A 23,656-nucleotide genomic window follows, 5' to 3' on the forward strand; every position below is an offset into this window, starting at 1 on the left:
ATCGGAGGGTACTACTTTACCGGCGAATAGATGCCGTCGATAGCCGGCGCGCTGTCGGTTTGGACCAGGCCGCGCGCCACCAGGTCTTCCAGATGGGCAAGTACCGACAGGGCGGCCGCGCCATGCAGGCGCGGGTCGGTGTCTCGATAGATCACCTCCACCATGTCCTTGATTGCCCGGTCGCCGCTGTTGATCCGCTCCAGAATTGCCCGTTCGCGCATTTTGCGATGCGTTTTCAATCCGCGCATGAAGTTGCGCGGCTCGATCACCGGACCGCCATGGCCGGGCAGCAGCAGCCGGTCGTCGCGTTCGATCAGCCGATCGAGCGATGTCATGTAGTCCGCCATCGCGCCGTCCGGCGGCGCGACGATCGTGGTTGCCCACGCCATGACGTGGTCGGCCGAGAAAAGGATGCCGGTTCCCTCCAGCGCGAAGGCTGCATGATTGGCGGTATGGCCGGGCGTCAGCACCGTCCGGATCGCCCAGCCGTCGCCGTCGATCACCATATCGTCCGGCAGCGCGATATCAGGAACAAAGCCGGTGTCGGCGCTGGCATCGAGCGGACTGGCCTCGCCGGTACGCAACGGCCGCGCCGGACGATGTCGGCCTTCCGCCAGAACCGCCGCACCCGTATGCTGCTTTAACCGAGCCGCCAGCGGCGAATGGTCGCGATGCGTGTGGCTGACGAAGATATGGCTGACCGGCCTGGTCCCGATCACTTCGAGCAGTGTTCTAAGATGTGCCTCGTCATCCGGCCCGGGATCGATTACCGCCAGCGTCTCGCGTCCGACGATATAGCTGTTGGTTCCGTGAAAGGTGAACGGGCTTGGGTTCCTGGCGGTGATCCGAAGTACGTTGGGCGCAACGGCTACGCCTTGGCCGTAGGCAGGGTCGAAGCGTGTGTCGAATTTCAGCGCCATGCGAACGTCGCGACCTTTTTTGGGGCGAGGGCAAAACCGATTGCCGCATAGCACGGAAGCCAATATAGGAAAACGCAAGGCCGCGTTCGGCGGCAATCCGGAACGGGGAAGACCATGGCAATTGCAACGACGATGCGTCCGCTCATTTCTCTCGCTTTGCCCGAAAAGGGCGCGGCCCGCCTGGCGGGACAGCTTCTGCTGGCGTTCGCCGGAACGCTGCTGCTGGTCTTGTCGGCCAAGACCAAGGTCATGCTCGGTCCGGTCGATATCTCGATGCAGACGCTCGCTGTCTTCCTGATCGCTGCCTCCTTCGGCATGCGCCTCGGCGTCGCAACGCTGCTTCTCTACATGGCTGAGGGCGCGATGGGCTTTCCGGTCTTCCAGAGCACGCCGGAAAAAGGCATCGGCATCGCATACATGCTCGGTTCGACCGGCGGTTATCTAGCCGGCTTCGTCGTCATGGCGGCGATCGTCGGCTGGGCTGCCGACCGTGGCTGGGATCGCCATCCTATCAAGCTCTTCAATGCCATGCTGGTGGCCGAGATCGTCATGATGGCAATGGGCTTTGCCTGGCTGGCGCTGTTGATCGGCCCGGAAAAATCCTGGCAGTTCGGGGTGGTGCCCTTTATCGTCGGTGATCTGATCAAGGTTGCGCTGGCCGCGAGCCTGGTGCCGGCTGTCTGGTCGCTGCTGAAGCGTTCGTGAAGCCGGTCGAGCGGAACTTAAGTCAAAAACGGACCTGCATGTTGTATCGCTGTCGCCATGTTATTGCCTGAACCCCCATGACTCGATGGTGACCCGTTCTGCGAGAAAACCTGCCGAATGGTTTTCGCCGTACTTGGTGTGGCCGTGCAGGATCTTTGTCGCCGGCGGCAGGCTTGTGCGCGACGCCTTCCGTCACATTAGCTTCAAGTCGACAGACTAAGTACCAGAACCAACGGGCGATTCGTCACGACTAGCGTAACCACGCACTTACGTATGGAAATAAATTGCTCGACATAACATCTCAGCCAGCTGAAAAAGAAAGCGGCTCGATGATTATTTAGGCAGAGCTAAATTTCTGGACAATGTGTAGGAAATTCTTAACCCAACCGCCTTGACTCTAGTGGCTTGGTTGCTTGCTGGTATCCACACACTGTCGTAACCGTTGACCTGAGATCATGCCGCCGACCGCCGAAGGGAGACACGTGAATAGCGCGGAAAAAACAACGAGCAAGGCAACAATCCCGTCGCCTGAGCCGACCGCCGCGCCGGCAACCCGCTGGTATGCGGCCAGCGTCTTTCCCGGAAAGGAGCACGTTGCCGAGCGGCATCTCCGGATCCAGGGGTTCCAGCCCTTTGTGCCTCGCTGCGAGAAAACCGTGCGTCATGCCAGGCGGCTCGAAACACGAGTTGCGGCTTATTTCCCCGGTTACATGTTCATCGCCCTGGACGTCGCGTTGCAACGTTGGCGCTCGATTAATGGAACATTCGGTGTGCGCTCCCTCGTCATGCAGGGGGACCGGCCTTTGCCTGTCCCCTCCGGTCTGGTAGAGCGCTTCATTGCATTGACCGGCAGGCATGGCTTGCTCGATTTCAGCGGCGGCCTCGCAGCCGGCGCTTCGGTTCGGATCCTTTCCGGCCCTTTCGCCGAAATGATCGGTCGCCTTGACCGGCTCGATCCAGCCGGAAGAGCTCGGGTTCTGGTTGCCATCATGAATGGCGAGATACCTGTCGATCTGGATACCAGGGATCTCGTCGCCATCGCATAGCCGTAAGCATCAAGGTGCGGCGAGGCGATGCAAATTGTTGTAGGATCGGCTCTCGGGTTTTCACCCGGGAGTGCGGTAGCCGTTCTTCGGTGGGACTAGGCGCTGTGTGGCGAGATCGTCTCGTCGGCGCTGATTGAGGGTACGCTGTATGCGAATAACAATGATTGGTGCCGGCTATGTAGGGCTCGTCTCGGGCGCCTGCTTCGCCGACTTTGGCCATCAGGTCTGCTGCGTCGACCGGGATGCGGAAAAGCTTGCCATGCTCAAACTTGGCAAGATACCGATCTACGAGCCAGGGCTTGACGACCTCGTCACCACCAACGCTGCGCAAGGCCGCTTGCGTTTCGACGACAATCTGGCCGATGCCGTTTCTCAATCGGATGTCGTCTTCATTGCCGTGGGCACGCCATCACGGCGTGGCGATGGCCATGCCGACCTGTCCTTCGTCTATGACGCGGCCGCCGAAGTTGGTCGCGCGCTCAAGGGGTTTACGGTCGTGGTGACGAAATCGACCGTTCCCGTCGGTACCGGCGATGAGGTGGAACGGATCATCCGCGAGCAAAATCCCACAGCCGATTTTGCGGTGGTCTCCAACCCGGAATTTCTTCGCGAAGGATCGGCGATCGAGGACTTCAAGCGGCCCGACCGCATCATTGTCGGCACCGATGCCGAACGGGCCAAAGCCGTCATGGGCGAGATCTACCGCCCGCTCTCGTTGAACGTCGCGCCGATATTCTACACGAGCCGGCGTACGGCAGAGCTTACCAAATATGCCGGTAACGCGTTTCTGGCCATGAAGATCACTTTCATCAACGAAATTGCCGATCTTTGCGAGCGGTTGGGAGCCGATGTGCAGGACGTCGCGCGCGGCATCGGCATGGACAACCGCATCGGCGCAAAGTTTCTTCATGCCGGGCCGGGCTATGGCGGTTCCTGTTTCCCGAAAGATACGCTGGCGCTGGTCAAGACCGCGCAGGACGCGGCAAGCCCCGTGCGGCTGATTGAAACGACGGTCTCGATAAACGACCAGCGCAAACGGGCCATGGCGCGCAAGGTGGTCGAGGCCTGCGGCGGCTCGGTTCGCGGCAAGACCATCGGTATCCTGGGCCTTACGTTCAAGCCGAACACCGACGATATGCGCGATGCGCCCTCATTGGCCATCATCCAGGCCCTCAAGGATGCCGGCGCTGCAATCAAGGCCTATGATCCGGTCGGCATGGAGCAGGCGCGCAAAATGATCGAGGGCATTGAATTCGGGGAAAGCGCCTACGCGGTGGCCGACGGCGCGCACGCAATCGTCATCGTCACCGAGTGGAATGCGTTTCGGTCATTGGATCTGAAGCGGCTTCGTGCAGTCATGGCGACGCCGGTGATGGTCGACCTGCGAAACGTCTATCGCGGCGAGGACGTTGTGAAGGAAGGCATAGCCTATTCGAGCGTCGGCCGGGAGCGGCATGTTGTCAGGTGAACGTCCGGGTTGATTCGCGGGATTCAAATTGATCGCCACCACCATCCATTTACCCAACAAACGGCATCTGCTGCTCCGGATGCGCTTTCAGCTGCTTGGCGGATTGACATTCGCGATTTTGCTGCCGGCGCTGATCCGCCTGTCAGTCGATCAGGAGGTGATCCGGTCACCGAACCTGCAGGTCACGATCTTTGCGGCATTTATTGCTCACACGACCGGTTATTTCTTTTACAAGCGCATCGGCAATTTTCCGGGCGTTGCAGCGGCTGGCTACATCCTGCCAACCTTCGCCCTGACCTACGGCCTGGTGTTCGCGACGATCTTCTTCTTCAGGTTCGATTACAGCCGGTTCCAGGCGGCGGCGAGCTTCATTCAATCGACATTGTGGTATTTTGGTTTGAGCTTGGCCACCCGGCGGCTCGACGCACACCGACTGGCGATAATTCCCGGCGGAGACGTCAACAGGCTGGAGAGCATACCAGGCGTTAGCTGGCACAAAATTCATTCACCTGACACGGTCGTCGAGTACGCAAGCGGCGTGGTGGCCGATCTTCGAGCCGACCTTTCAGATGAATGGGAGCGGTATATTGCCGATAGCGCGCTCTCGGGAACGCCGGTCTATCATGTCAAGCAAATAAGCGAGTCGCTCACAGGCAGGGTGGAGATCGAGCATCTTTCTGAAAATACTCTAGGCTCCTTGAATCCAAACCAGGCTTACCTGAAAATAAAGCAGGCGATAGACTGGGCCTCTGCATTGTTGGTACTTGTTGTTTTCTCGCCATTGCTGTTGTTCGTGGCGATCGCTGTAAAGATCGATTCGCCTGGACCGGCGCTATTTAGACAGAAGCGAATGGGCTATAGAGGCCATCCCTATGAGGTCTACAAGTTTCGAACGATGAAGCTCGGCGACATAGCTGTCGACGAGAAGGAAGCGGCCATTACGAAGGCCGGCGACGCACGCATCACCCGTTTGGGGCAGTTCTTGAGAAAATCCAGGATCGACGAGTTGCCGCAGGCCTTCAACATCTTGCGCGGCGAGATGAGCTGGATCGGTCCGCGGCCGGAAGCGCTCGTGCTCTCGAAGTGGTACGAGGCGGAGCTGCCATTCTATCGATACCGGCACATCGTGCGGCCTGGCATTACCGGATGGGCGCAAGTCAACCAAGGCCACGTCGCGGCTGTTGACGACGTCTTGGAAAAGCTTCACTACGACTTCTACTATATCAAGAATTTCTCCCCTTGGCTCGACGTGCTGATCGTGTTTCGTACCATCCGAACCATGCTGACGGGCTTTGGCGCACGTTGACAAGGTGACAAAGATCAGTAGTCGACGTAACCAAGCCGCCGCTCGCAAGCCTCACATCTTCAGTTTTTGAAGTGGGTATTTTGTAATGTCCAAAGCTACGCTGATCAGCCTTGAGAATATCGTCTTACCGACCCCGGAGAAGCACAATGACTAGGAAAACCGCACTCATTACCGGCATCACCGGCCAGGATGGCGCCTATCTGGCGGAACTTCTTTTGGCAAAGGGCTACAATGTCCATGGTATCAAGCGGCGGTCGTCGTCGTTCAACACCGGTCGCATCGACAATCTATACCAGGATCCCCACGAAAAGGACGTAAGGCTGTCGCTGCACTACGGCGATATGACCGACGCCACCAACCTCATCCGCATCGTCCAGGAAGTGCAGCCAGACGAGATTTATAATCTCGCAGCACAATCGCATGTCCAGGTGAGCTTCGAGACCGCGGAATACACGGCGAATGCCGACGCGATCGGCACGTTGCGCCTGCTCGAGGCGATCCGGCTGCTTGGCCTGACAAAAAAGACGCGTTTCTATCAAGCATCGACGTCCGAGCTCTACGGCAAGGTGCAGGAGATCCCGCAACGGGAGACGACGCCCTTTTATCCCCGCTCGCCCTATGCGGCTGCCAAGATCTATGCCTACTGGATCACAGTGAATTACCGCGAAGCCTACGACATCCATGCTTCCAACGGCATCCTTTTCAACCACGAGAGCCCGATGCGCGGCGAGACCTTCGTCACCCGCAAGATCACGCGCGCGGCTGCCGCGATCAGCCTCGGCCTTCAGGACAAACTCTACCTCGGCAATCTGTCAGCCGAGCGGGATTGGGGGCATGCCCGCGACTATGTCGAGGGCATGTGGAGAATTCTTCAGAACGACGTACCCGACGACTATGTCCTTGCAACCGGCGTGAAGAACTCGGTCCGTCGCTTCGTCGAGCTTGCATTCAATGAGGTTGGGACCGAGATCCAATGGGTTGGTTCCGGCATAGATGAAAAAGGCATCGATGCGAAATCCGGCGCCGTTCTGGTCGAGGTGGACCCGCGCTATTTCAGACCCACCGAAGTAGAACTTCTGATCGGCGACGCCTCGAAAGCGGAGCGCGTTCTCGGGTGGAAGGCAACAACGTCGCTGGCGACAATGGTCCAGGAAATGGTCCAGTCCGACCTCGAAACGGTAAGACGGGAATCCGAACATCGGCGCCTCGATGAGGATCGCATTCGCGTTGCGGCACAGTAAGTGGCGTCGGACCGGGTTGATATGAAAATCTCGGTCTTGACCGTCTGTTGGAACTCCGCGGCGACGATCAGGCATACGATTGACAGCTTCCTAGTCCAGAATCATTACGACAAAGAACTGGTGATCATCGACGGCCATTCATCGGACGATACGCTGCGGATAGTCCAATCGTACCCACAGGACCAGATCCGCCTGGTCAGCGAGCCCGACAGCGGGATGTATGATGCGCTCAACAAGGGGCTGCGCCTCTATACCGGAGATGCGGTTGGAGTGCTGAATTCAGACGATTGCTTCCACGATCGTACCGCGCTGGGACGGATCTCGGCAGGGCTCGAACAGGCTGACATCGTGCATGGCGACCTGGATTTTGTCGAAGACCATCTGACCAAGCGCGTGGTACGCCGTTGGCGTGCCGCGGCCCGACCCAGCAAGGGTTTTCGAACCGGATGGATGCCGGCCCATCCAACGTTCTACGTCAAGCGACGGGTTGCGGACGCGGTAGGTGCATTCGACCTCAGCCTCAAAGTGGCATCGGATTATGATTGGATGTTGAGAGCCGTTGAACTCCACGGTTTCCGAATCGCGGCGACTAGCCACGTGCTTGTGGATATGATGGTAGGCGGGGCCAGCACGCGAAGCCTTGCCTCGCATATCGGGCACAATCTGGAAGCGCTGCGGGCACGCCGCCGCTGGCTCGGATCGGGTCCTCTTGACTACGCGCTTGTTGCCAAGCCAATGCGCAAACTCGGACAATTTTTCTCGAAGCCGCACTCTGGCAACGATAGTCTCGCTTAGATGGCTGCAATCTCGGTGGCGAGTCGTCGAGGCGTTGTAGCTCATTGAACACCATGGGCGCGGGTGCCTAGCGGGTGCGTCCCGAGATGTATATGCATCGAGACTTGCGATCACCGAGTTTCGCGATACACCGTGGCCGTGCGCGAATCAACCAACGACATCCACAAGGCGCAGAACCCCACCGATGGATAATCGCAAGAATAAGCCGATCGGAGTTTATGTCCTGAACCTCGTTGCGGAACGGCCTGGCCTAGGAAATTTGCTCTCCGCGACCGTTCGGCCGTTTGCCGGCCATGTTTTGCGTCAGGAGAAAACTGTCTCGATTTTTACAATTGGCGATTTGGCATGTTTCGAAGCATCCTGACCGTGCTGTCGGGGTCAGTGATTGCGCAGGCCATTGCCGTTGCTGCTCTTCCTGCCCTGACGCGGCTCTATGATGCTGAAGCGTTCGGCCGATATCAGATCTATATTTCGATACTGAATGTGGCGGTTATGTTTGTCGCATTTCGCTATGAGGTTGCAATTTTGAGCGCGCGACCGGGAAGGGTTTTTGAAAATCTGTTAAAATTGACGTTTCGGCTCTGCATCTTGACCAGCATGACGACCCTTCTTCTTGCCGGCGCTGCCAATTTGTTGATCCCGGGTGCCCTGCCATCTCTGCAAGGCATTATCTTTTTCTTACCCGTCGCAATGGCCGTAGCGGGGATCTACCAAATGCTCACCTTCTTGCCAATCCGCGAGCGTAACTATGGTCTAAGCGCACGGTCTAAGATCTTGCAATCGGTGGGGTTCTCATTTGGCGCGCTTGGATTTGCCTTTCTTCCTTTCATTGGAGTTGGTCTCGTTCTTGCCGATGTGTTCGGTAGAGCCTTCGGGGCAATCACCGTCCTCTTTGGGAGCGGCAAACTCTGGCGAACTCTGATTTCTCGAATCTCTTTTTCCGAGATGAGGCTTACGGCCATTCGTTTCCAGAAATTTGGCCTCCTCACTTTTCCGGGAACGCTTTTGTCATCTCTTAGCGCTGCGGTCGCGCCATTCGCCTTTGTTGCGCTGTTCGACCTGAAAGTCGCGGGGCAGTACGCCCTCCTGGAGCGATTTATCTTGATGCCGGTTGGCGTCATCGCGGTGGCCGTTTCGCAGGTCTTCACTGGCGAGTTGTCAACACTCTATCGTACCGACAAGCAGGGCTTGAACAGGGCGTTTCGACGTTCGCTCTTTCAGCTTCTTGCCATCGGTCTGTTGCCGACAGTGCTCGGGATGATACTTTCGCCAAGCCTCGTTCCGCTAGTCTTCGGGGCGGATTGGACCATGGCCGGCAAACTCTGCGTGATTGGATTTCCAATCGCGTATGTGCGCTTCGTCGCCACGGCGTTGACCATGACGCTTGTCGTTATTGACCGCCAGTCGCTTCAATTCACTTGGGAAATATGCCGGTTTCTTTTCACCTTGTGTGTCTTCGGCGGACTCGGCTGGGTAGGGGTCGACAATCCAACCACTGTCATGGTCTGGTACGCGCTTGCCACCGCTGTGACCTATGCCATTCACCTTGTGTTGGCTGATCGTGCGACGAGAATGGTCAGCTTGCAGGCAACAGAGAACGGAAAAACGACACAATGAGGGTGAGCCCCGTCTTCGCTGAGCAATTCAACCATCGGTTCGGCGCCGTCTGCCGGACATCGACTGAGTTTTGGCGCTGAGAAGGCAGACGCTCATGGCACATCTCTATGGCTATCCAGATATCGGCCGTTTCGGTCTTGGTCACAGCATGCTCGCCTGGGCGCGTTGTGAGATATGGTGTCGAAACAACGATGCACAGATGCTCGGACCGCGCTGGTTCCGCCCGCGCATAGGTCCCTATTTGCGCCGTGAGCGGGACCGGCGCGAATATTTCAAGCTTTTCACCAATCACGGCTATGTGGGCGAGCCGTGGCGCACCGTGCTTCTCGCAGCGGCACGCAAGATTCCCTCGGATACAGCTGCGTCAATGGCATTTGACGGCAGAAACACAGTCGTTGTCTTCAAGAACACCGTGGCGTCAAACTTCGAAAAACATTTCCATGAAGTCCGCGGCCATGGGCGCGTGCTCTACGACGCCTTTCGCAGGATTACCCGCAAAAAGTACCTGCCGGAAGCGTCGGCCGCGCCCTTCGTGGCTGTCCATGTCCGCCTTGGCGACTTCTCCCGTTTCGACGTGAATCGAGTGGAGGCCAAGACCCATAATCAACGGCTTCCGATCGACTGGTACTGCGACAGCCTTGTTGCTCTTCGTGAGGCCTTGGGCACGAGCATGCCAGCCCGTGTCTTTTCCGATGGGGACGATACCGAGCTTGTGCCACTCCTTCGTCTCCCGGACGTGCTCCGGGCGAATGACGCGGAGTCGGTAACGCACATGCTGGAAATGGCTCAGGCAAGTGCGATCATCGGAGCCGGCTCGAACTTCAACCTGTGGGCTGCTTTTTTTGGGCAGGTTCCGCGGATCACCTACCCAAACCAAGCGATTGTCGTGGTAAATGACGATCCAACCCGCGAAACGAGTTTCCGCGATAATGCGTCCCTTCCTGACGCCTTCGTGAATCACGTGAAGGACCAGTTCATGCGACAGAAAAGCAAGGCGAACTAACGTAGCCATTGCAAGCCGTAACAGCACTATGATTTTCGATGTCCGGTCTTTACCGGTTTGCAGACAAGGGGTGCGGTGATTCTCAGGTCGTTTATTGGTTGGAACAGGGACGCCGCAGCATGGCTCGAACGCCGCTTTCCCAGAGTTTTCGGTGCGCCGTCTTACAAGGCGGAGCTTGAGCGGCGCATTGCCGAGGATGTTGCGCGCCTAAAGCCGTCGGCCATCCTCGAGGTCGGCGGTATCGACAGGCCGCTTCTGGAGCGAAGTACCAGTTTCACCTATATCGGTCTCGACATCGAGGAAAAACCGGACTGCTATCGCATCTACGACCAATTTGTCGTCCAGTCGATCGAGCAGCCCGTTGATGTCGAAGCGGACATGCTCATTTCGATCACCTTGATGGAGCACGTACCCGACAACAGGGCGGCGGCGCGCTCGATGTTTTTGGCGCTCCGGCCGGGCGGCGTAATGCACCACTATGTCCCGTCGAAGTGGCATCCCTATTCGGTGGCATTGCGGATCGTCGGACCCGTTATGCAGAGATGGCTGATCCCATACCTCAGGCCAGCGGCAGTCGGCGTTACGGGCTATCCGGCGTTTTTCGACCATTGCTCCCCTTCGGACATGACAAAACTGTTTCGCAGTCAGGGATTCGAGCAGGTGGACGCCAAGTCGTTCTACCGTGCCAGCGACTATTTTGCCTTCTTCTTGCCCGCGTACCTTTCCGTCGCTCTGTTCGAGAATCTCTGCGCATTGCTGAACTGGCGCATTTTCTGTTCCGGCTTCGTCATCAGCGCTACAAAACCCACGCAATAGCAAGAACGGAATCATGCGACTTTTTCAGAATTCTGGGATTGCCCCAAGCTATAGGCCCCGCCTTACTGGCCTCGTGGCGGGGATCAGCAGCTTCGAGCAGCAGAGGGGCGTGTTTCTGAACGATCGCTACGGCGCGGCACATATTCTGTTGCCGATTCTTGAGCACAGTCCGGAGGCGTTCTTTACCAATGGCGACGACGAATCGCTGCAGCGGGCGTGGGCACGCGAAAACGGCCTGGGCAACGATACGCCGCTGGCCGACATCCTTCTTGCCCAGATCGAGCATCACAAGACGGATGTCTTCTACAATCTCGATCCATTCCGCTACGATGCCGCTTTTGTGAGCCGCTTGCCTGGGCACGTGAAACGCAAGATTGCCTGGCGCGCCGCGCCAGGCAAGATTGACTTTTCCGGCTATGATCTCGTGCTTTGCAATTTTCCATCGATGCGGCAGCTCTGGGAAGAGCAGGGCGCCACGACGGCTCACTTTATTCCAGCTCACGATCCGGAACTCGACAGTGTGGCCGAGAATCGGAACAGGGACATCGATGTTCTTTTCTTCGGCGGCTACAGCCGCCATCACCAACGCAGAAGGCAGATACTGGAAGCGGTTGCACGTCTTGCCGGCCGCCGCCGCGTTGTTTTCCATTTGGATCTGTCACGGTATACGCCGCTTGCGGAGACGCCGCTTGGCTGGTTCGGTCCTCTGAAAGCGGTGCGCCGCCCGCCCGCGATCCGCAACGTCAGTGCGCCTCCCGTGTTCGGGCGCGCAATGTACGAACAGCTTGGACGAGCCAAGGTCGTGGTCAATGCCTCGATCGACATGGCAGGCCCAGACCGTGGCAATATGCGTTGTTTCGAAACCATGGGGGCCGGAGCTCTATTGGTTTCCGACTCCGGCAGTTATCCAGCACCCATGCGCGACGGAGAAACTATGGCCGTCTACGAGCAGCCGCAGGACGCATCGGAAAGAATCGAACGGCAGTTGAACGATGGAAGCTGGGACGCGATCGGCTGGGCCGGGCATCGCGCAATTCGTGAAGAGTACAGCAAGAAACGCCAATTTGAGCGGTTTCTCGAGCTGGTATAGCGATGGTTCGATCGCCGAACCGTCTGTAGGCCTGTAGCAGCGCGCCCCACACATATCCATTGCGATCTTGGCCGTCGGCGGAGTGGGCGGCAATGGTGCGAAATCTGTTTCTCTCGGGCGTCGACAAGCTCCGATACAGGCTTTGACGCTAGGCCGAAACCGTTCCGTTGATCCGGTTGCGGAAAGCGACCGTCCTTCGCTCGAAGAGCAGATAGAAAACCAAACACACTGCGAAGCAGACGGCACCCTTGACGACCAGTGATGTGATGGCTCCATCACCCAACCCTGGTGCCGCGGGCATGTAGTTGGCGGTCAGGTAGACGAGCACCGGATAGTGAAAGATGTAGAGCGAGTAGGACATCGCGCTCAAGCTTCGGATCGGCCACGCCGCGGGCTCGAGGATGCGATTCGCCCGCTCGTGACAGAGGGCCGGAAGGAGTGCGGCGAGCCCGGCGCACATGATCGCATCGGCCGGGCCTGTTGCGTATCCGGCCCAAGGCCCGCCATCCGACATCATTTGCGAAACAAAAATCCCGCCTATGAAGGCTACTACCCCGGTATATGCGACCCACAATGATCGCGGCGGGTAGGCGGCCACGAGCGCTCCAAGCAGCCAAAACAGCAAGTATTGAGCTTCGAGGACGCTGAAGACCAAGGCGGCGGCGCCCAGCCCGAAGAACGACCAGGCGGGCAGAGAGCGTCGCGAAAACGCGTATCCGGCACAGCCCATCAGCACATAGAACCAGATCTCGTAGGCAAGGCTCCACAGCGGTGCGTTAGCCCGTACGGTGGGGACGACGATGCCGTTGAGGCCGGCGATATGCGCGACAACGTCCTGGATCGGAAAGGCGGAGCCAACGCTGATTGCGACAAGGGCCGTCAGCAACAGGGCTGGTATTAGCGGAAGGAATATCCGGGTCGCCCGATCGACGGCATAGCGCTGGAGATCGAAGCGTCCGTCCCGCACATGGCGGATGACTTGCCCGCCGACGAGAAATCCGCTCAGCACGAAAAACACCATCACCGCCGGATGTCCCGGACGAGTGACGGCGTAAAACAAAGCAGTGATCAGACCCTGGTCGGAGGCCGGCAGCGCGCCGTAGGCGGGCAGCGAATAGCCCCGCAGATGTGCCATCATGACGACCAGCGCCGATGCCCCGCGCAGCAGGTCGAGCGCCAGGAAGGAGGGGCGGGAGGGCGAATTAGCTATGGACGCACCTTTTTGGCGGCGGTAAGGCTTGGACGATACGGGACCTACGCCGCATATCAGCTCGATAAGGACGGGGCAATTGGAATACCTGAGATCGGAGAATATTAGCTACGCGCGGATGTTCGTCCCGCTCTGGGTGGCTGTCTACGTCATCATGTTTGTGGATGTCTATATCGATTGGGCATCTGTCAGTTTCTTTTATCTCGGATTTAGCTATGTCTACAGCGCAAATGATGCCGTTCTTGCTTATTGCATAATAGCTGCATTTTCCTTCATTCTTCCGATTTCAATTAAGAGATATTCTGATTTTTTTTGCTGGATGCTGTATCTGACGATTTTTATCCCATCGATTCTCGTAGTTGCAAGGCAAGGATATACGTCATTTGACGCCTCATGGTTGATTGTTTCAGTGGCTGCGTCATTTTTCCTGGTGCTCTATATCCCGAAAGTACTCCACTTCAAGTCGTATTCTCTCATTCGTCAGGTTTCGGTAACCACTTTTTTCTTTTTCTTCCTCGCGTTCTATCTGGCTGCCATAGCTTTCTATATCGCGACTTACAGGGGAATGATGTCATTCTCCGGCATGGACGAAATCTACGACCAGCGCGCCAAGTTTGGCTCCGCGCAGGCTAGTACACTAGCACTCTATCTGACGGGGTGGTTGTCGAATGCGATGAACCCCTATCTGCTGGCGATCGGGCTGTTCGACCGAACGCGGCGATGGGCGATAGCGATCGGGCTTGCAGGACAGATCGTAGTCTTCATGGCCTTCGCCGGAAAGATGATGCTGGTGATCCTGCTCGTGACGTTCGGCTTTTACTTTTTCGTGCTCAGAAAAGGTGAGATTTCAACATCTCGTCTTGCATTCGGCTTTGCCGCGCTGACGTCGTCCGCATTTGCGATTCTTGTCGCTACAGATTACAAGCCCGTGGGGGCGGCCTTGGATGCCGTCGCCTTGATCTATATGCGGACTCTCGGCATTCAAGGTGCGATGACGGGCGTGTATGCGGATGTGTTTTCCCGCAGTCCGCTGACGTACTGGTCGCATGTCAACATCATCAACATGATCGTTGACTATCCCTACAAGGCGCCGCTCGGATATGTCGTTGGCTCCAGTCTTGTTGGAGGAACTGGATTCAATGCCAACGCCAATTTCTGGGCCACGGACGGAGTAGCAGCTTATGGTATGGCGGGTGTGGTCATGATGGGCGCCGTCCTGGGCGTCCTTCTCAGCTTTGCGAACAAGGTCGTGACGCCAGACCGCCTGCCGTTTGCGGCGACCGTCTCCATCCCGTTTATTATGTCCTTGGGGAACTCGTCCCTTTTCACCAGTCTCATTACCGGCGGCGGTCTGATTATGGTTATGATGATAGCCTATGGCGTGCCGCAGCCTCACGCGTCACGCAAGCAGGGGGTGGCCTATCGGGATCACGCCATGCCGTCCCGACTTTCCTGATGAAGGCCAGGCTCTTATCCCCTTGGCGAGGATTGTTTTTCTGGTGACCTGGCTGGCGTTCCCTGGTCGGCTGGCCGGCGCACGAGCAACCCCATCGTTCTACTCGTACGGCCTCACATGGCAGAAGGACAAGGAGGCTTGCTGACGGATTGCTATAGGTCGTAGGGGAACCTGTTCGCTCACCCCGTCTCTACCCATCCTCCGTGCTGCCACTGCCATTCTCGGTGCCCTCCCGCACCCGGCGCTAGATTCTGAATGCGGGCGCCTGGAAAGCCCCGGAATGTCGGCCGGACGGTCCCCACCGAGGCTGCGACGGGGTGGGTGTGGGAATCCTCAGCGTGGATGTTCGTCAACGATCCAATAAAACCCCGCGTGTCCATCGTGCTGCCGACTTTTTGGTCGGCGATGGTCAAGCCGTCCACGATCATAGCGCCGGCGCCGAAGCACCGGAAAGCACTGTACCCCTCCGTACCGCCATCCAACAGCACCAGCCGCATACGCTGGATCGTCATCCGCCCGCCAAATTGAGTGGCCTGGAACGGTGTCCCACGCGACGTGCAGATCACGTTGCTGAAACTCCAGTTTCGAGCCGGCGTGGGTGAGGCGGACACAGCCACAGCGGTGAGGGATTTGGTGGCGAAGTTACAATCGGCGATATGCACGTCGTTGACGTAGTGAATGGTGTCGTTTGGGGAAAGGAGTGCATGCGCCGTCGCATCAGCGGCGACCCGCGCCCCGGTGATAGTCACTCCGCCGACCTCAGCGCTAGCGCCTTGCAACAAGATACCAGCCTTGGACGCCCCGGCGCATTGCACGCCCTCGACACGGACATTGGCCCCACTGCCGCGGATTCCGAGATAGAGGTCCGTCACGTTGTTGTTGAACGTTCCGCCTGAAATCACGACGTTTCGGACGCTGTTTATTGAGATCCCGGCCTTGGGCAATGTCCAGTCGGCGGTGCTGGTCTGTCCGCGCACCGCCGCGTTCTGGATGACCAGGCCGGAGCCGTTGGCCGCGTAGATGCCATTGTCACGCGGCGATATCAGAACGGGATCCGTGACGTGTATGTTGCGGTTGTTGGCGCCATAGATCTGCAGCGCGTAGCAGCCGGTGTCGTCATGGCCTCCCATCAGTCCGGCATTGTGGACGACGGCGCTGCGGATCTCGCTGTCGTGGACATTGTTGTCGAAGATGATGCCTTGCTTGATGTGCGTCGCTTCGGCGTAGAAGCCGGTGACGATGGCGTCACGAACGATCGCCCGGGCTGCATCGGCGGCTTCGGACGCCACGCTGCTGATGTTGACGACGGCTGAGTTGGCGCCACGGTTCGCCGGGTCGAGCGAGTTGCCCGGCCGCGAAATGCCCCGCACGCCGTTGATGCGTATATGCCGCACCTCGAGACTGGAAGGATTTTCATTGCAGACGAAGACCCACCACGGCGCCTTAAAATTCTGAAGTTCGACAGTGTCCATCGTGAACGTATCGATGCTGGCCGTTGCGGCCGGGCTAAGGGCGAACTTCATGAAGGCGCCGTTGTTGTAGCCGTTCGACATGCTATTGCCGATGACGGTCAGATCGGCGACGGAGACGTTGGAGACGTCGACAGCGCTAAAAACGTAGAAGGTATGTTCCGATCCGGTAATGTTGATGATCGATCCGTTGCCGTCGATGGTGCAGTTGGCCGGTATCGCGATCCCCGGATGGCCCAGCGCTTTCAGGTCCGTCGAGGACCAGTTATAGGCCCTGCGGCGGAACATTAGGGTGCCACCTCCCATGGATTCAATCCGGGCCATGGCGCGAACGCAAGCGGCGACGTCCGTACCATCGTCGCCGAAGACGACAAGGCCGCCGGTCGCTGTCGTGTTTCTGGCCCGGGGGTACCCGGTATTACCGACGGGCGAGGCGGTCGACCCGGCAGCAAAGACAGTCGCGGCACCAAGCGCCAAGGTTCCTGTCACGAGACGGCGGCGGGACAGGGAGAACTTTTCATTGGGAATCATGCGACGCCAATGCCTCTCTTCAATCGCGCTTTCATTCGTCATCTATGGTTATCAATTGAGGGGCTCTCATGGCGACGGTTGAGTCGACCGGTCCATCCGACGGAACGGCTGGGCCCGCGCTTCCTGCCGGCGAACCTTTCCCGGAAGGTCCCGAGATTGCGGCGAGCTGAAGGCTTGCGAATTGTCGCCACCGCTCGGTATCCGGTTTCGCCAGCGAGTTTTGTGGTCGAAATCACTCGGTTCGAATTCTCGTGATCTGAACTTGACGAGTCCGGAAACGGTAGCGTAGCTGAACGCTCAGAACAACCTCCTGACCAAAGCGTGATCGACGCGTTGCTGCAAAAGTGACAGAGGCTTGAGCCGTGCTTCTCACCGACGCTGAAAACTATCCTGGAACGGTGAAAGGGCGAAGCATGCGGGCTTATGACCGAAGCGCTATCTCACTCGTCGAGCTATGCCTTGGCGGTGGCCGTCGTGGGCAATCTGATCTGGCGGGAGAGCGAGATCATTGTGATCAAGAACGCGCCACCTCACGCAGATGTCGCCGGAAAATCAGGGAGATGATCCAGCATATGGTTTCTCTCGATGGCTGAAGCGGCCATGACTTGGGAAGACGCTGTCCGCTGGTGCATGAGCGAGCCTTCGATGAAAGAGCTCGCCCGCGCTGCCTATTTCGACGATCCGGTCGTGGCCGCGCAGCGCTATCACGAAAGCGCGGAGTTCGACGAGGTCCGCAGCATGATCCCGCGCAAGGCAGGCCGTGCCCTCGACCTCGGCGCTGGCAACGGTATCCTCTCCTATGCCCTGGCGCGCGAAGGCTGGTCGGTAACCGCCGTCGAGCCCGATCCAAGTGCACTGGTAGGTGCCGCTGCAATCCGGGCGCTTGCCGAAAAGACCGGCACGCACATCGATGTGATCGAAGCCTTCGGTGAGGCGATCCCGTTGTCCGCCGCAGGCTATGATTTGGTCGTCGCACGGCAGGTGCTTCATCATGCCCATGACCTGCCGGCTTTCTGCAGCGAAGTTGCGCGGCTCTCCCGCGATGGCGCGACGTTCCTGTCGTTGCGCGACCATGTGATTTCCGGACCGGAACAGCTGGAGCCGTTTCTGCGCGCTCATCCGTTGCATCATCTCTACGGCGGGGAGAATGCCTTCACGCTAGCAGACTACCGCGCTGCGCTCGAAGGGGCGGGGCTGACGATTGATCGTGAAATGAACTCTTTCCAATCAGTTGTGAATTATGACCCGATGACAGCATCCGAAATTCGCGAGAGGCTCGCCAAAGTCTTTGGTCGGTTTTCCTCGCTTGTTCGCTTGGCACTTACGCCTGTGCCTTTTGGTGCAGTCGCCAGTGTCGCGGCATCACTTGATCGTCGGCCTGGGCGCCTGGTCTCTTTCCTTTGCCACAAACACGGGAAGGACTGACTTCTTGACGCAATCAAAAGAGTCTAAGCCTGTCTGGGTGACTGGCGCCGGCGGCTTCATCGGCCTGCATCTGTCGCGATTTCTTGCCCAGCAAGGCCAGCTTGTCCTCGGCTTCGGCCGAAGCGAAGCGCCTGGCTTCGCCATGGCAACTGGCGGAGCTTTTTTCGCCGGCGGCGTGACCAAGCAAACGATGGGCGCTGCTCTGTCCGCATATGGTCGCCCGGCGGCCGTATATCATCTTGCGGGCGGTGCAACGGTTGGCCAGTCGATCGCCGAGCCGCTGAAAGACTTTGAACAAAGCGTCGGCTCCACGGCTTGTGTCCTCGATTTCTTGCGCCGTCACGCACCCGATGCACCTGTCGTTCTTGCATCTTCCGCTGCGGTCTATGGCGGCGGGCATATCGGCTCGATCAGGGTCGACGCCACGCTCGATCCGTACTCCCCCTACGGCTACCACAAACGCATGGTGGAGGAGCTCGGCCGGTCATATTGCGCGGCATACGGGCAGCCGGTCTCGGTAGCCCGGCTTTTCTCTGTCTACGGCGAGGGGCTGCGCAAGCAGCTTCTCTGGGACCTCTGCGGCAGGCTCGCGGCCGGCGAAACCGACATTGTGCTTGGTGGCACCGGAGCGGAAATGCGGGATTGGCACCATGTCTCGGATGTCGTGCGATTGATCCATCGCGTCTTGCCCGCCAATGCAGCAAGCTTCGCCGTCTATAATGGCGGTGCCGGCGCCGCTGCATCCGTCAGAACGATTTCCAGCATGGTCCTGAAGGCCTGGCGAGGGAACCATCGCCTCTCGTTTTCTGGAGAGTCCCGGCCCGGCGACCCTGTCAATCTGATCTCCGATCCCTCCGGCGTCCCGGACGGGCTCCAGTTGCAGGTGCCGCTCAGCAGGGGCATTGCTGGCTACGTCGATTGGTATCGTGCTGAAATTCTCGCCGAACCGGTCGACCGTCTGCGACGCGCCGCGCCTTGATTACCGTCGGCTTCACGCTCATTGGCCGCGGATCCTGGTCAGGCGGCGAGTCCTATCTGCGCAACATGTTGAGCGTCATCGCCTCCGAGTTGGGCGGTAAGGTTCAGGCGAAGCTGTTTTTGACGCCCGAGCAGCACGCGAGCGTCGGCGCATCCTTTGATCACATGTTGGCCGCGCCGGCTATCGTCGACGACCGGGTCACTGGCGCTGGGCTCGGCAAGCTAGGGCTGATCGCACTTGCTGGCGGAAGTGACCGGGCTTTTGCCGATCTTGTGGTCGCACACGCCGTCGATCTCGTATTTGAAGTCGCTCAATGGTTCGGCAACCGATTTCCGCTGCCCGTCATTTCCTGGATACCTGACTTTCAGCACCGTCGCCTGCCGCATCTCTTTCCGCGTCGGGCCTGGTGGCGCAGAGATCTCGGCTTCCGTCTGCAGACGTCCGGCAATCGCACGATAATGCTCTCGAGCGAGGACGCGCTCGCCGATTGCGAAACATTCTACCCGGCTTCGCGCGGCAAGACCGCCGTGGTGCGCTTCGCCATCGATCTCGATCCAGGCGCCGTCATGGCGCGCACCGAAGCCGCACGCCGGGCGCACGATCTGCCCGAGCGCTTCTTTTTCCTGCCCAACCAGTTTTGGATGCACAAGAATCACAGGCTTGTGGTCGACGCGTTGAGGCACATAGACCGGCTTGGGGCGTTGGGTTCGTTGCCACCGATAATCCTCACGGGGCGTACGACCGACCCACGCGACCCGACCTTGTTCAAGCGTCTGATGGGCCTTGCGCAAACGTATCGGGTTGAGAGCCATTTTCGACACCTCGGATTGATCCCCTATGACGACGTCGTCGCCCTGATAGGTGCAACGGAATGTCTGATAAACCCCTCCCATTTCGAGGGATGGTCGACCGCCGTTGAAGAGGCGAAGTCGCTGGGCGCGCCCATGTTGCTGTCCGACATCCGGCTGCATCGCGAACAGGCTCCGGACGCGCTCTTCTTCCCGCCGGATAACGCAGAAATCCTGGCGCAGCATCTCCTTGAAATCGGGCAACGCCCGACTGTTGTCCGCGACAGTGTCACCGTGCTGAAAGGCCGGCAACAGGTCCGCCGACGGGATTATGCGGCAGCACTGCTTGCCTTGTTTGAAAAGACCAAAACCGCCGCGCGTTGACTAACTGAATCGGCAGTGGGGAATTGTCGATCGGGAAGATGGCCGTATTTGCGTTCATAGCGCTGGCGTTTGCGGGCGGCTTTCTTTTCATCGTCATCAACAAGGGAACGAATATTCGCGCGCCGGCGCCGAAGCCGGTTGCAGTGCTCACATCGTTCAACGGCAAGCTCGCCGTCCAATCAATCGACGATCTGCGGGTCGGTGATCGCAAGATCGTGCTGCGCGGCGTCGCATTACCAAGCCCCCTCAATGCGCGCAATGGTCACCGAGCCCTGCGCCGGGACTATCAAGGACTTGCCTTGACATGCAAATCCGTAGGCTTGGGGACACCGTGCGACCGCAATGTCGCGCCGAAATTCCGTGACGCCGCCGTAGTGCAGTGCCTCATCTCCGACGGCACGGATCGGGCTGCAAAGCTCGTCGAGGCAGGCATTCTGTGCGGGTAGCCCGCGCAGGCGGGCTCGACCTACAAGTCTTACGCGCCGGGCTCGTAGCTCCTGCGGACCCCTGGCGTAGCCGTCGAAACGAAGCTGACGCCAGCGCCCCAAGGAACGCCGGATCGGCTCGCTGGCAAACGCGCTCTATTGTGGCCGACAGTAAAGATGATACATTTCGATATTCTAATGGTGTGTTCAATCAACCACACCGAAACCAAAAATTATCTCGCATTTGCGAAATGGGTTGGAATTGGCGCAGAAAGCTGTTACGCGCTTTTGAGTACCTTAGCGGTTGGGTGGGCCTCAGGTAACGTGGGACAGAAGGATTGATGCGGATGAACCTAGTTTTGAAAAGTGCGTTGGCCGGAGTTGTTGTGTTGGCCGGCTTCGCCCCGGTGTCGTCTTTCGCGCAGGATGGGTCGTGCACCTGTGCAACCGCCTATAACGGCGTAAATCCGATTGGATCGCTCGGCCACGTCAATGGCGACGTAATGATCTCGCAGGTGGCTGGCTATGGCCCGGCGCAAGCGGGCGGCGCGCTTGATTTCGGCAGCCGTATCGTGGTTGGCGCCAAGGGCTCGGCTTCGGTTCAGGTCGGTGGCTGTAATCTGAGCGTCCCGGCGAATTCGACGCTCGATATCTCGCGCGTCGAGAACAAGATTTGCCTCAATGTGCTCGGTTCTGAGAAGACCGCTCAGACGGGTAATGCTAACACAAACAACAACACGCCGCTCTTCATTTTTGGCGGTATGGCTCTTGGGGCTGGTGTTCTGGCTGCAACGGCGGACGAAGGTCACGGCGTCAGCAACTGAGCTGGCTGTAGATAGCGGGATAATGGCGGCGGAGGCGCAGAGTGCTTCTGCTGCGTGCCTGTTGTTGCTGACAGGGGTGCCTTGGGCTAAACGTTGGTGTAATGATCGGAGAGGCTTAGGCCTAAGGCGACGTGCGGATGTCTGAGGCCGGCGGATATGACGGGATGAGGACCGGAGCGCCTGTCCATCCGGGCATTTGTACGCGACCGGGCCGAGGTCTTCGGTTTTGCGGCGTGTCGGCGTGAACTGCAGGCTCGACATTGTGGCGACGATCAAAGTAGATCCAGTTGTAGGCGGCATGAGCGGAGCGCTGGATACCTCAGGCGTAAGGCTTGGCCTTGCTCCAGTTCTGTTGGGCGGCGCTGATGTCGGTGGTGCGGCGGTGATCATCGGCCTGCATGATGACGACTCTGTCAGCCAGTAGCTGGGACCTGGCATTCATCCTATTGCATGAGCTTGACAAGCGCGTCGCTCGCAGCCCTGCGGGTGACGCATTAGCGGTTTTTTGCGATGACGCCGCCATGTTGCTTCGTTGTAGTCACAAACGCCCATGATCGATCTGCATTCCCATATCTTGCCTGGCCTCGACGACGGCTCACCCAATCTTGCCGAATCGGTGGAAATGGCTCGATTGGCGGTGGCCGACGGAACGACCCACATGGCCTGCACACCGCACGTGACGCCCGGCGTATATGAAAACGGAACATCGAACATTGTTCGGGCGGTTCAAGAGTTACACCAGGCGCTGCGCGACGCCGCCATACCACTTGCTCTCTACATAGGTGCAGACGTTCACATAGCGCCGGATCTTCCGGACCAATTGGCGGCGGGCAGCGTGCCGACCTTAAACAGGTCCCGCTATTTTCTGTTCGAGCCGCCGCATCATATTCTACCTCCACGAATGGAGGATCTTGCCCTACGCCTGATAAATGCCGGCTTTGTCCCGATTCTCACTCATCCAGAGCGTTTGACCTGGATCAAAACGAATTACGACGTTATCGAGAGGTTGAATGCAGTCGGCTGCCTCATCCAGCTTACCGCAGACTCGATTGTTGGTGCTTTTGGACGCACGGCGCTTTACTATTCGGAAAAGCTGATTGACGAAGGCAGGGTGGATATTATCGCATCGGATACTCATAGCGCTACGCGCCGGCGTCCTGGGCTTTCGCAGGCGGTTGCTGCTGCTGCCAAGCGGTGCGGGGAAGACGAGGCCCGCAACATGGTGTTGAAACGTCCAGGCGAAATATTGGCGAACCGGCCCATCGAGCCGGTTGGAAAAGCGCGTCCGAAAAAGCCAAACGCCGCCAACAGTGGCCGTTTTGGAGGATTTGGTCGCTTGTTCAAGGGCGGGACAGCGTGATGGGCATTTTTCGTTTCGCAAGAAGCCATGTGGGCACTAAATTCGTCGTGCTCGCTTCTTTAGCAATGTCGGCCTGCACAAGTACCTCGTCGACGACACCGTCTTCGTCGAGTTCGGTCGATGCGCTGCAATTGACGTCATCGTCGACGCCACTTGGGAGCGGTGGCGCTCTGCAGGTGGTAAAAGACCTGCCTGCGCCACAAAACACCCAGAACGGCAGCGAGCAGCCTTTGTCTCCGAACGATGTGCTCGAGGTGAATGTGTTCCAGGTCGATAATCTAAACAGAACCGTTCAAGTTGACGCCGGCGGACAAATTTCGCTTCCGCTTATCGGGACTGTCACCGCGGCAGGAAAAACCGTCCGCCAACTAGAGCAGGAAATCGAAACTGCCTACGGTTCCAATTATCTGCAGTCGCCCGACGTGACGGTTTTCGTAAAGGAATCGATTGGGCAACGCATAACCGTTGACGGAGAGGTCAACAAGGCCGGCATATATCCGGTGTCGAGCAATTCTTCGCTTCTGGACGCAATCGCTCTGGCAGGAAATTTCAGTCCGATAGGAGACGCAAAGAAGGTCTTCATCTACCGTAACATCGGCACGAATACGCTGGTCGCCAATTACAATGTGGAAGCCATTCGTGCCGGCAAGGCCCGTAACCCGCGCATCTACGGTGGCGACAAGGTCGTCGTCTTCGCATCAAGCTCGAAGATAGCGGTGAACAATCTCAAGGACGCGCTCGGCATAGCCTCAAGTGCAGCCCGAATTGCCGTGGTCCCGGGGTTATAGGTCGCAGCCG

Annotated in this window: 22 protein-coding genes; 18 read left to right on the forward strand and 4 right to left on the reverse strand. The window is 58.4% G+C overall.

All coding sequences use genetic code 11. From position 1 onward, the window contains the following. Window positions 1–11: 11 nt before the first annotated feature. The gene (locus NKJ35_RS08160) at window positions 12–920 is read right to left on the reverse strand and encodes an MBL fold metallo-hydrolase (protein WP_352646140.1); all 909 of its coding nucleotides are present in this window, start codon (window positions 918–920) and stop codon (window positions 12–14) included. 114 nt (window positions 921–1,034) lie between these two features. On the opposite strand from NKJ35_RS08160, the gene NKJ35_RS08165 reads away from it, so the two are divergent. The 10 genes from NKJ35_RS08165 to NKJ35_RS08210 all read left to right on the forward strand — a co-directional run bounded on the left by NKJ35_RS08165 (window position 1,035) and on the right by NKJ35_RS08210 (window position 12,007). Next, the gene (locus tag NKJ35_RS08165; protein ID WP_352478465.1) at window positions 1,035–1,625 is read left to right on the forward strand and encodes a biotin transporter BioY; all 591 of its coding nucleotides are present in this window, start codon (window positions 1,035–1,037) and stop codon (window positions 1,623–1,625) included. A gap of 455 nt (window positions 1,626–2,080) precedes the next feature. Continuing rightward, window positions 2,081–2,671 carry a transcription termination/antitermination protein NusG gene (gene nusG / locus NKJ35_RS08170; RefSeq protein ID WP_352646142.1) on the forward strand — a complete coding sequence of 197 codons (591 nt, stop codon included), beginning with the start codon at window positions 2,081–2,083 and terminating at the stop codon, window positions 2,669–2,671. Window positions 2,672–2,819: 148 nt separating this feature from the next. Beyond that, on the forward strand, window positions 2,820–4,139 hold the full coding sequence (locus NKJ35_RS08175; protein WP_352646144.1) for a UDP-glucose dehydrogenase family protein: 1,320 nt from the start codon (window positions 2,820–2,822) through the stop codon (window positions 4,137–4,139). A 28-nt stretch (window positions 4,140–4,167) separates the two neighbouring features. Continuing rightward, entirely contained in the window at window positions 4,168–5,445 is a 1,278-nt protein-coding gene (locus NKJ35_RS08180; protein WP_352646145.1) for a sugar transferase, read from the forward strand. 146 nt (window positions 5,446–5,591) lie between these two features. Beyond that, complete coding sequence (gene gmd / locus NKJ35_RS08185) at window positions 5,592–6,686, forward strand: GDP-mannose 4,6-dehydratase (protein WP_352646147.1); 1,095 nt, start codon at window positions 5,592–5,594, stop codon at window positions 6,684–6,686. Window positions 6,687–6,707: 21 nt separating this feature from the next. After that, a complete protein-coding gene (locus NKJ35_RS08190) occupies window positions 6,708–7,481 on the forward strand; it encodes a glycosyltransferase family 2 protein (protein WP_352646148.1) in 774 nt (257 codons plus the stop codon). Window positions 7,482–7,826: 345 nt separating this feature from the next. After that, window positions 7,827–9,098, forward strand: a complete 1,272-nt coding sequence (locus NKJ35_RS08195) for a lipopolysaccharide biosynthesis protein (protein ID WP_352646150.1) — start codon at window positions 7,827–7,829, stop codon at window positions 9,096–9,098. 94 nt (window positions 9,099–9,192) lie between these two features. After that, window positions 9,193–10,101: a hypothetical protein gene (locus tag NKJ35_RS08200; RefSeq protein ID WP_352646153.1), complete on the forward strand. Its 909-nt coding sequence runs from the start codon at window positions 9,193–9,195 to the stop codon at window positions 10,099–10,101. A gap of 75 nt (window positions 10,102–10,176) precedes the next feature. Beyond that, window positions 10,177–10,917, forward strand: a complete 741-nt coding sequence (locus NKJ35_RS08205; RefSeq protein WP_352646154.1) for a methyltransferase domain-containing protein — start codon at window positions 10,177–10,179, stop codon at window positions 10,915–10,917. 109 nt (window positions 10,918–11,026) lie between these two features. Beyond that, the gene (locus NKJ35_RS08210; protein ID WP_352646156.1) at window positions 11,027–12,007 is read left to right on the forward strand and encodes a glycosyltransferase family protein; all 981 of its coding nucleotides are present in this window, start codon (window positions 11,027–11,029) and stop codon (window positions 12,005–12,007) included. A gap of 148 nt (window positions 12,008–12,155) precedes the next feature. On the opposite strand, the gene NKJ35_RS08215 is transcribed toward NKJ35_RS08210, so the two are convergent. Further along, window positions 12,156–13,322: an acyltransferase family protein gene (locus tag NKJ35_RS08215; protein WP_352646310.1), complete on the reverse strand. Its 1,167-nt coding sequence runs from the start codon at window positions 13,320–13,322 to the stop codon at window positions 12,156–12,158. On the opposite strand from NKJ35_RS08215, the gene NKJ35_RS08220 reads away from it, so the two are divergent. Next, entirely contained in the window at window positions 13,297–14,673 is a 1,377-nt protein-coding gene (locus NKJ35_RS08220) for a hypothetical protein (RefSeq protein ID WP_352646157.1), read from the forward strand. The genes NKJ35_RS08215 and NKJ35_RS08220 overlap by 26 nt on opposite strands. 179 nt (window positions 14,674–14,852) lie before the next feature. Here the strand turns inward: NKJ35_RS08220 and NKJ35_RS08225 are convergent, their stop codons facing one another. Continuing rightward, a complete protein-coding gene (locus NKJ35_RS08225) occupies window positions 14,853–16,715 on the reverse strand; it encodes a right-handed parallel beta-helix repeat-containing protein (protein ID WP_352646159.1) in 1,863 nt (620 codons plus the stop codon). A 543-nt stretch (window positions 16,716–17,258) separates the two neighbouring features. Here NKJ35_RS08225 and NKJ35_RS08230 point away from each other — a divergent pair. The 5 genes from NKJ35_RS08230 to NKJ35_RS08250 all read left to right on the forward strand — a co-directional run bounded on the left by NKJ35_RS08230 (window position 17,259) and on the right by NKJ35_RS08250 (window position 21,498). Continuing rightward, entirely contained in the window at window positions 17,259–18,098 is an 840-nt protein-coding gene (locus NKJ35_RS08230) for a class I SAM-dependent methyltransferase (RefSeq protein ID WP_352646161.1), read from the forward strand. A gap of 4 nt (window positions 18,099–18,102) precedes the next feature. Further along, window positions 18,103–19,077, forward strand: coding sequence for an NAD-dependent epimerase/dehydratase family protein (locus NKJ35_RS08235; RefSeq protein ID WP_352646164.1), 975 nt, complete (start codon window positions 18,103–18,105; stop codon window positions 19,075–19,077). Then, window positions 19,074–20,249, forward strand: coding sequence for a glycosyltransferase family 4 protein (locus NKJ35_RS08240; protein ID WP_352646166.1), 1,176 nt, complete (start codon window positions 19,074–19,076; stop codon window positions 20,247–20,249). Before NKJ35_RS08235 ends, NKJ35_RS08240 begins: the two co-directional genes overlap by 4 nt. Before the next feature lie 23 nt (window positions 20,250–20,272). After that, window positions 20,273–20,695 carry a hypothetical protein gene (locus NKJ35_RS08245; protein WP_352646168.1) on the forward strand — a complete coding sequence of 141 codons (423 nt, stop codon included), beginning with the start codon at window positions 20,273–20,275 and terminating at the stop codon, window positions 20,693–20,695. A 326-nt stretch (window positions 20,696–21,021) separates the two neighbouring features. After that, complete coding sequence (locus tag NKJ35_RS08250; protein ID WP_352646170.1) at window positions 21,022–21,498, forward strand: hypothetical protein; 477 nt, start codon at window positions 21,022–21,024, stop codon at window positions 21,496–21,498. A gap of 319 nt (window positions 21,499–21,817) precedes the next feature. Here NKJ35_RS08250 and NKJ35_RS08255 read toward each other — a convergent pair whose 3' ends face one another. Then, the gene (locus tag NKJ35_RS08255) at window positions 21,818–21,940 is read right to left on the reverse strand and encodes a hypothetical protein (RefSeq protein WP_352646172.1); all 123 of its coding nucleotides are present in this window, start codon (window positions 21,938–21,940) and stop codon (window positions 21,818–21,820) included. Window positions 21,941–22,048: 108 nt separating this feature from the next. Between NKJ35_RS08255 and NKJ35_RS08260 the strand changes: the two genes are divergently transcribed. Together NKJ35_RS08260 and NKJ35_RS08265 are read left to right on the forward strand one after the other, a co-directional pair. After that, window positions 22,049–22,858, forward strand: a complete 810-nt coding sequence (locus NKJ35_RS08260; RefSeq protein WP_352646174.1) for a tyrosine-protein phosphatase — start codon at window positions 22,049–22,051, stop codon at window positions 22,856–22,858. Beyond that, on the forward strand, window positions 22,858–23,646 hold the full coding sequence (locus tag NKJ35_RS08265; protein WP_352646176.1) for a polysaccharide biosynthesis/export family protein: 789 nt from the start codon (window positions 22,858–22,860) through the stop codon (window positions 23,644–23,646). The genes NKJ35_RS08260 and NKJ35_RS08265 overlap by 1 nt, the downstream gene beginning before the upstream one ends. Window positions 23,647–23,656 lie beyond the last annotated feature (10 nt).

It is taken from the genome of Mesorhizobium sp. M0136 (assembly GCF_040322515.1).
Lineage (GTDB): Bacteria > Pseudomonadota > Alphaproteobacteria > Rhizobiales > Rhizobiaceae > Mesorhizobium.